This is a genomic window from Microcoleus sp. LEGE 07076, from assembly GCF_015207455.1.
Taxonomy (GTDB): Bacteria; Cyanobacteriota; Cyanobacteriia; order Cyanobacteriales; family Microcoleaceae; genus Microcoleus.
On sequence record NZ_JADEWV010000274.1, the window covers coordinates 1 to 6,273 of the forward strand.

The window sequence follows — 6,273 nt, forward strand, 5'->3', positions numbered from 1 at the left end:
CAATACTTCCAATTGCACGCCGTACTGCCAAGGTTTGGCTGGTGTCGATCGAGGATCTGGCAAGCAGGAAAGTTCCCAGATTCCGGGCTTGAGCCTGGTGTAGGGAAGGATCACGACTAATCCTTCGGGGTTGGTGCGCGCCGATCGGCTTTGAACTTTCCGCTGGGGGGCCACTTCGTCGAAGGATGTGTAGGTGACGCGAATTTCGATGTCGGTGTTGGGGTGCTGGATGCGAGCAACGACGCGGTATTTGCCTTCTAGAATTTCCACGTCGGCGGTTTCTAGGGGCAACCAGGCGCGATCGCCCTCTTTCTGTAGCAAAAATTCTAATTTTTTCATATTTGTTTCCCCTGGAATGCTCTGGCTCGATCGGTCACAGGTTGGTAGTGGTTGGTTGAGCGACAGCTAAAGATATTCAATTACTTTATGTTTTATAGCGTATCACCTGTGTCGCTTAACAGGCCCTCCTCGCGCCACCGGCAGAGTCGGGTGCCGGACTTACCCTGGGGCTTTTCCCTACAGGTATCGCTGCATACAGTTATAGTGCCGCCCGATCGGCTATCGGGCCTGTTTCTTTCCCGGCGTTGCTGATTCATACGCCAGAATCAAATTTTCGCTTGATGTTACAAAGCTCAGCATACTTGGCTTATAGCAATTGGGAAATCTTGAATTGATGTTTGTATTCAGCAACGCCAGATTTAAGTTCTCAAAGATTTAACCGCAGAGAACGCAGAGAAATCAGAGAAAGGGGAGAGAAATTCGATCGAGCTGACTGTACTGGATTTGACATTACCACAAGACCTCTATTTCCTCTTCTCTCTGCGGTCTCTGCGCCCTCTGCGGTAAAAAAAAGGCGTTGCTCTGGCGTATGAATCAACTTTTCGCTTGATGTTACAAAGCTCACCATACTTGGCTTATAGCAATTGGGAAATCTTGAATTGATGTTTGTATTCAGCAACGCCAGATTTAAGTTCTCAAAGATTTAACCGCAGAGAACGCAGAGAAATCAGAGAAAGGGGAGAGAAATTCGATCGAGCTGACTGTACTGGATTTGACATTACCACAAGACCTCTATTTCCTCTTCTCTCTGCGGTCTCTGCGCCAAGAGCGGTAAAAAAAAGGCGTTGCTCTGGCGTATGAATCAACTTTTCGCTTGATGTTACAAAGCTCAGCATACTTGGCTTATAGCAATTGGGAAATCTTGAATTGATGTTTATATTCAGCAACGCCTCTTTCCCCACCTACCAAGGACTGCCGATAATGCTGAAAGCTGCCCAATAGTAGGGATGCGATAAATCTTTGCTGTCGAGTTTGGGGATGGACAGAGGTAAAAAAGTTTCGCCCCTAGAACTTCGCAGTTGACCGTTATCTATGGTGACTTTACCCTCGATCGCAGCAATTTGTGCTTGTCTGAGAGCTTCAGCTTTAATCATAGGAGGGTCTTTCGGCTTGTTGATTTTTAACTGCTGGTAAAACTCTGTCATCAGCGCTAGAGTCCCCGCATCTGACACGTACCACAAGCTGGCTAAAGCTGATTTTGCTCCCGATTGCAACGCTAAACCGGCAAATCCGAGTTCTGCTTCTTTATCTCCCAAGGCGGTTCGACAGGCGCTCAATACTAACAGTTCCAGCGGCGGATTGTTCCATTTTAAATCTCTCATTTGATCGAGTCTGAGTCTGGTGTCCCAAAATTGAATGTAGGAGTTATCTGGGGTGCCGGGGCGGAATTCGGCGTGGGTGGCGAGGTGGATGATGCCGTATCTTTGTTGCACGCGCTGCGATTGCAAGTTTACTATGGTGAAATCTTCGTTGAGAAAAGATTCACCGGGCCACTGTCGGGCGATCGCGCTTAATTCTAACGGGACTGCCGGTAGCGGTTGTTTGTTCGCCGTTTCTGAGAAAATTGATGCTCCCATTGCTAAGACTTTGGTGTTTCTGAGATTGGCGTAGTTACTGTCGGTGAATTTGAAGGCGGGGATGCGGGCGAGGCTGTATTTTTGGATCAAAAATTGCTTTCCGTCGTGCATTGCTGCTAGGGGTACGGTTCGCAAACCTTGACCGACGCAAAACAGCAAGGTTTCAATTTTTGCTATTTGCAAATCTGTTTCTAGGGGGGCAATTATCCATTGATAAAGTTGTTGGGCAGGTTTTAGATAGCTGGTGGTGTTGAGTTTTACGGGGTTGGTGATTTCGCTGCTGAATTCTTTGACTACTGAGAGCAGTGTCTCTTGTTTGGCTGACGGGACGCTGCGGAGAATTGGCGGGCGATCGGGCAGTATTAAGATTAATTCTAGTTGGTCGCTGCGCGGAATGGCGTAAATTAAAGCTGGTTTTTTCTTGGTTTGAACTGCTAGGCGGGAAAGAGTTTTTGAGATTTCTTCTGCGGTTTTTTTACGGGTGAAAAAGTCTTGTTGCAAGTATTTTTGATAGTCTTCTTCCCAGTCGTTTTCGATTCGGGTGACGGCTTCGGTGAGGTTTCCGCGATCGAGAATATCTCTCATTTCTGACCCGTTAAGTCCGCCCCGGTTTGTGTCTTGGGCAATTGTAGGGAGGTTGGCGGTACTCCAGCAGAAAAATATTGCTGTCAAACAGTAAAAGATAGCTGTTTTAAGTTTTTTGTGAGTGGCGTGTTTTTGACGGTGCTGCGGGGATTGGTATTGCATGGTTTTGGTGCGGTTGTACCATTTGCTATTTTCGGATTGAATATTTTTGATTTTTGGGAATGACTGATGAACTCAAGGTTTAGAGTTTTGCTAAAATTGGATTTTTTGGCAGTGGTATTAACGGCGCATTTGGCTGCTGCAGTTCTTTGGGAGTGCGATCGTCGGGCACCGCAAAGCCGATATCTCACGTGTGAATGGTTGACTGTCCTAGCGATGAAAGAAACCGGGTTTGTGACTCGCCTGCGTCCAAGACTAACTGACTGTGCTCGGCAGCCCGATTATAGCATTCAACACAAATGCCAAATATCTCTCCGGCGACAAACTCAATCGGTGCCGAGTGGGTGAAACCCCCACAAAATCAACGGATGCGACGTTTTCGCCTCCCGATCGCCCCCGCACAAAAATAGCCCCCGCACCCAGAAATTCGCGATTTATGTAAAGTTTTGTAACTTATGCAGAAGTTTTGCGTAAAAATCGCAAATCCAGACAGATAGATGAATAGATGGCTGTGCAGGAGGATGCGATCGCGCCAGCCAATCTCGGCAAATTACCTGAACTCCGGCGGCCTGCATCGCTGGTTGGAGACAATTTTTCTGAGTACCCTTGGAACAAGAGATGCCTACTAAGGATGAAATTGACGATCTGCTCAAACAGCTAGCTATAGCCGCTAAAAATTACCCGGCTAAAACTTTAGGGCGACAGCAAGCTGTGACCAAATTTATGAGGGAAATTGACAAATATAAAATCGTTAATTGTCCCCGAAATACGAATTTTTCCCCGGAAAATTATCGGAAAATTTGTGCAGAAGCCCGACCGATGTTCCTGTTGCGTATTTGCCGGGAAATTCACAACTACCGACCTGAGAATAAAGTCAGTCAATGGTTAAACTTCTTGATGGTTAAATGTTTTCAAGAAGCTACGCCTAAAGTTATAGGTCGCCGAGATTTGCCCACACTATACTACGGAGATATGGAGCTAATCTTCAATCAAATGGAAAAGCAGCAACTGCAAAATGAATCCTATCAAATTGGGCCTGCTTTGCTCGATCTGATCGCAGAAGATCCAGGCGATATTTTTCAGGGCGAAGCGATGAAAAAGTACCCGCACGTCAATTTTAAATTCTTGCTGGTAAAAATAGTGATAGAAGATGAAAGTTGGCAGCATCTATCGAATGAGTTAGGAGTAAGTGTTTCTAGTTTGAGCAGTTTCTATCAGAGATGTTTGGAGAGATTTGCGCCCAGATTCAGAGAATACTTGTAGAACATTGTGTACCAAAAGCAGGAAGTAATCATGAATAACACAGAAGTTGATTTTGTTTTGACAATGCCGATCGCCCCAGCAGCGCACCTGAACGCTCAAACGCTGTCCCAGCAACAAAAAGATCCCAAAAAAGCTAAACAGGTTTATCTGAATGCTTTGGTAGTGCAGGCAGTGAATTTTTACTTTGAGTGCATGGAAATAGAGACAGATTTGGCTGCCAGCAATATTTGGCATCCTGTTGTCCAGAAATTCATGGATGTTGCGGATTTGGATCTCAAAGATATTGGCAAATTGGAGTGCCGCCCGGTAAGCCCTGGTGAAGATTTTGTGACGATTCCGGCAGAAGTGCGATCGGACAGAATTGGTTACGTTGCGGTGGAGATTGTCCCCTCGCAGCAAGAGGTGAAGTTGCTGGGATTTGTCAAAAAGGGATCTCGGGAAAAACTTCCAATTAAGGAGTTACAGCCGATCGAAAACCTGCTAGAATACTTGCACGAACTCAAAGCAGAATACTTGGACGAAGAACTCAAACCAGTACATCTCAGTCAGTGGTTGCACAATGTTTTCGATATCGGCTGGCAGACAGCAGAAAAAGTGTTTGAATCAACACCCGAATTGCAGTTTGCTTTCAGAAGTTCCCAAGTAGCAGAAATCAGTGATCGCTCAAATGTCCGCCTACCAGTCAAAGGAGGCAAAATAGTCAACTTAGAGCCGGAAAAAGAGCAAGTGGCTTTGTTTGTGGAATTGATGACAACTGAGGCAGCCGATATCGATATTTCGGTAGTGGTTTATCCAACAAAAGGTCAAACTCATTTGCCCAACAATTTGCAGTTGATATTGCTTGACGATGGAGGTGAAACTTTGATGCAGGCTAGAGCAAATTCAGCGGAAAATTTGCTATTTGAGTTTAGCGGAGAACCGGGAGAATTTTTTACAGTTAAATTGGTTTTGGGCGAGTCTAGCGTGACTGAAAATTTCTGGATTTAATCGTTACTTATCAATAGGGGGTGTGAGTTATGGATAAGTTAGTTGTCATAAAATTAGACGGAAATTGCGAAACACAAGGTTTTCGTCACAGTTTACAAATTGCCGAAAACAATCAGTTTTGCTTTACCGATTTCACAGGAAAAGAAATCTTGCCAGCCAACCCGGAATTGGCGGCTTTTGAACAGGAACACTGGCAGCAAAAATATCGAACTTTGGGGGCGCATTCCCGCGGCAGCAGTCGAAAAACTGGGGACTTAATTTACCATTTTTTGCACAAAAATGTAAAAAAATATAGCCCTGTGAAGTCGGCGAAAGGATTGTCTTTTCGGATTAAACCTAAAAAGATTAGCAACAGACATTCTCTGAATGATTGCACAGAATCTGGGAAAAAATTAGCTCAGATGCTGAATGATTGGCTGAATTGTCCAGAGTTTGCCAATGTTGACAGATTGATCGGGGATAGTTTAAATAGAGATGAAGAGGCAAGAGTGCTGATTTGTACCGACGACAAGCACTTGCAAAAACTGCCCTGGCATCGCTGGAATTTGTTTACAGAAAGATTTCCGAAGGCTGAAGTTTCGCTGAGCAAATTAAATTATATAAGCTCGGAAAAGCTGCAAAAACCAGTCCGCAAATCTCGGGTAAAAATTTTAGTTATTCTGGGAAACAGCGCTGGTATTGATGTCGCGAAAGACAGGAAAATTTTCGAGAATTTGTCTGCCGATGCTGAGGTGAAGTTTCTAGTAGAACCGAAACGGGAAGAAATTAACGATCGACTTTGGGAAGAATGTTGGGATATTATATTTTTTGCGGGTCACGGCGAAACTGAAGATGACACAGGAAAAATTTATATTAATGAAACCGACTGTTTGACCATTGATGAGTTGTGGTACGGTTTGAAAAAAGCGGTGAATAACGGTTTGCAACTGGCAATTTTTAACTGCTGCGACGGCTTGGGTTTGGCTACAAAATTAGATGATTTCCAGATGATTCCGCAAATGATTTTAATGCGGGAGTTGGTGCCGGATTTTGTAGCCCAAGAATTTTTAAAGTGTTTCCTTAAAGAGTTTGTGGCTGGGAAGTCTTTGTACGCAGCGGCGAGGGAAGCGCGACAGAGGTTGGAGACTATGGAGGATCGGTTTCCTTGTGCTAGTTGGTTGCCTGTAATTTGGCAGCATCCGGCAGCGGTGCCTCCGGTTTGGAGCGATTTTTTGATTGAACCCGATGCGCCTGCAATTGTCAAATCTGTTGCCGATGTTTGTCCTCCCGCACAGCAGCCGCCTGTCAAGGTTGTTTCGAGTTTGGTGTCGGTGATATTGGCGAGTGCGGCTTGTACTTGGGTTGTGATGGGAGGGCGCTATTT

Annotated in this window: 5 protein-coding genes and 1 pseudogene; 3 read left to right on the top strand and 3 right to left on the bottom strand. The window is 45.2% G+C overall.

The window, feature by feature from the left end:
• From IQ270_RS26880 to IQ270_RS26890, 3 genes and pseudogenes are all read right to left on the bottom strand, one after another.
• A pseudogene (locus IQ270_RS26880) lies at positions 1-339 on the bottom strand (hypothetical protein); the annotation flags it as partial.
• Positions 340-1,241: 902 nt separating this feature from the next.
• Positions 1,242-2,663, bottom strand: a complete 1,422-nt coding sequence (locus IQ270_RS26885) for a CHAT domain-containing protein (protein ID WP_193976214.1) — start codon at positions 2,661-2,663, stop codon at positions 1,242-1,244.
• 450 nt (positions 2,664-3,113) lie between these two features.
• The gene (locus IQ270_RS26890; RefSeq protein ID WP_193976215.1) at positions 3,114-3,251 is read right to left on the bottom strand and encodes a hypothetical protein; all 138 of its coding nucleotides are present in this window, start codon (positions 3,249-3,251) and stop codon (positions 3,114-3,116) included.
• Positions 3,252-3,278: 27 nt separating this feature from the next.
• Between IQ270_RS26890 and IQ270_RS26895 the strand changes: the two genes are divergently transcribed.
• The 3 genes from IQ270_RS26895 to IQ270_RS26905 form a co-directional block, all read left to right on the top strand.
• Positions 3,279-3,923 carry a hypothetical protein gene (locus tag IQ270_RS26895; RefSeq protein WP_193976216.1) on the top strand — a complete coding sequence of 215 codons (645 nt, stop codon included), beginning with the start codon at positions 3,279-3,281 and terminating at the stop codon, positions 3,921-3,923.
• Positions 3,924-3,953: 30 nt separating this feature from the next.
• Positions 3,954-4,910: a DUF1822 family protein gene (locus IQ270_RS26900; RefSeq protein WP_193976217.1), complete on the top strand. Its 957-nt coding sequence runs from the start codon at positions 3,954-3,956 to the stop codon at positions 4,908-4,910.
• A gap of 29 nt (positions 4,911-4,939) precedes the next feature.
• A partial coding sequence (locus IQ270_RS26905; protein ID WP_193976218.1) for a CHAT domain-containing protein occupies positions 4,940-6,273 on the top strand: 1,334 nt, incomplete at its 3' end.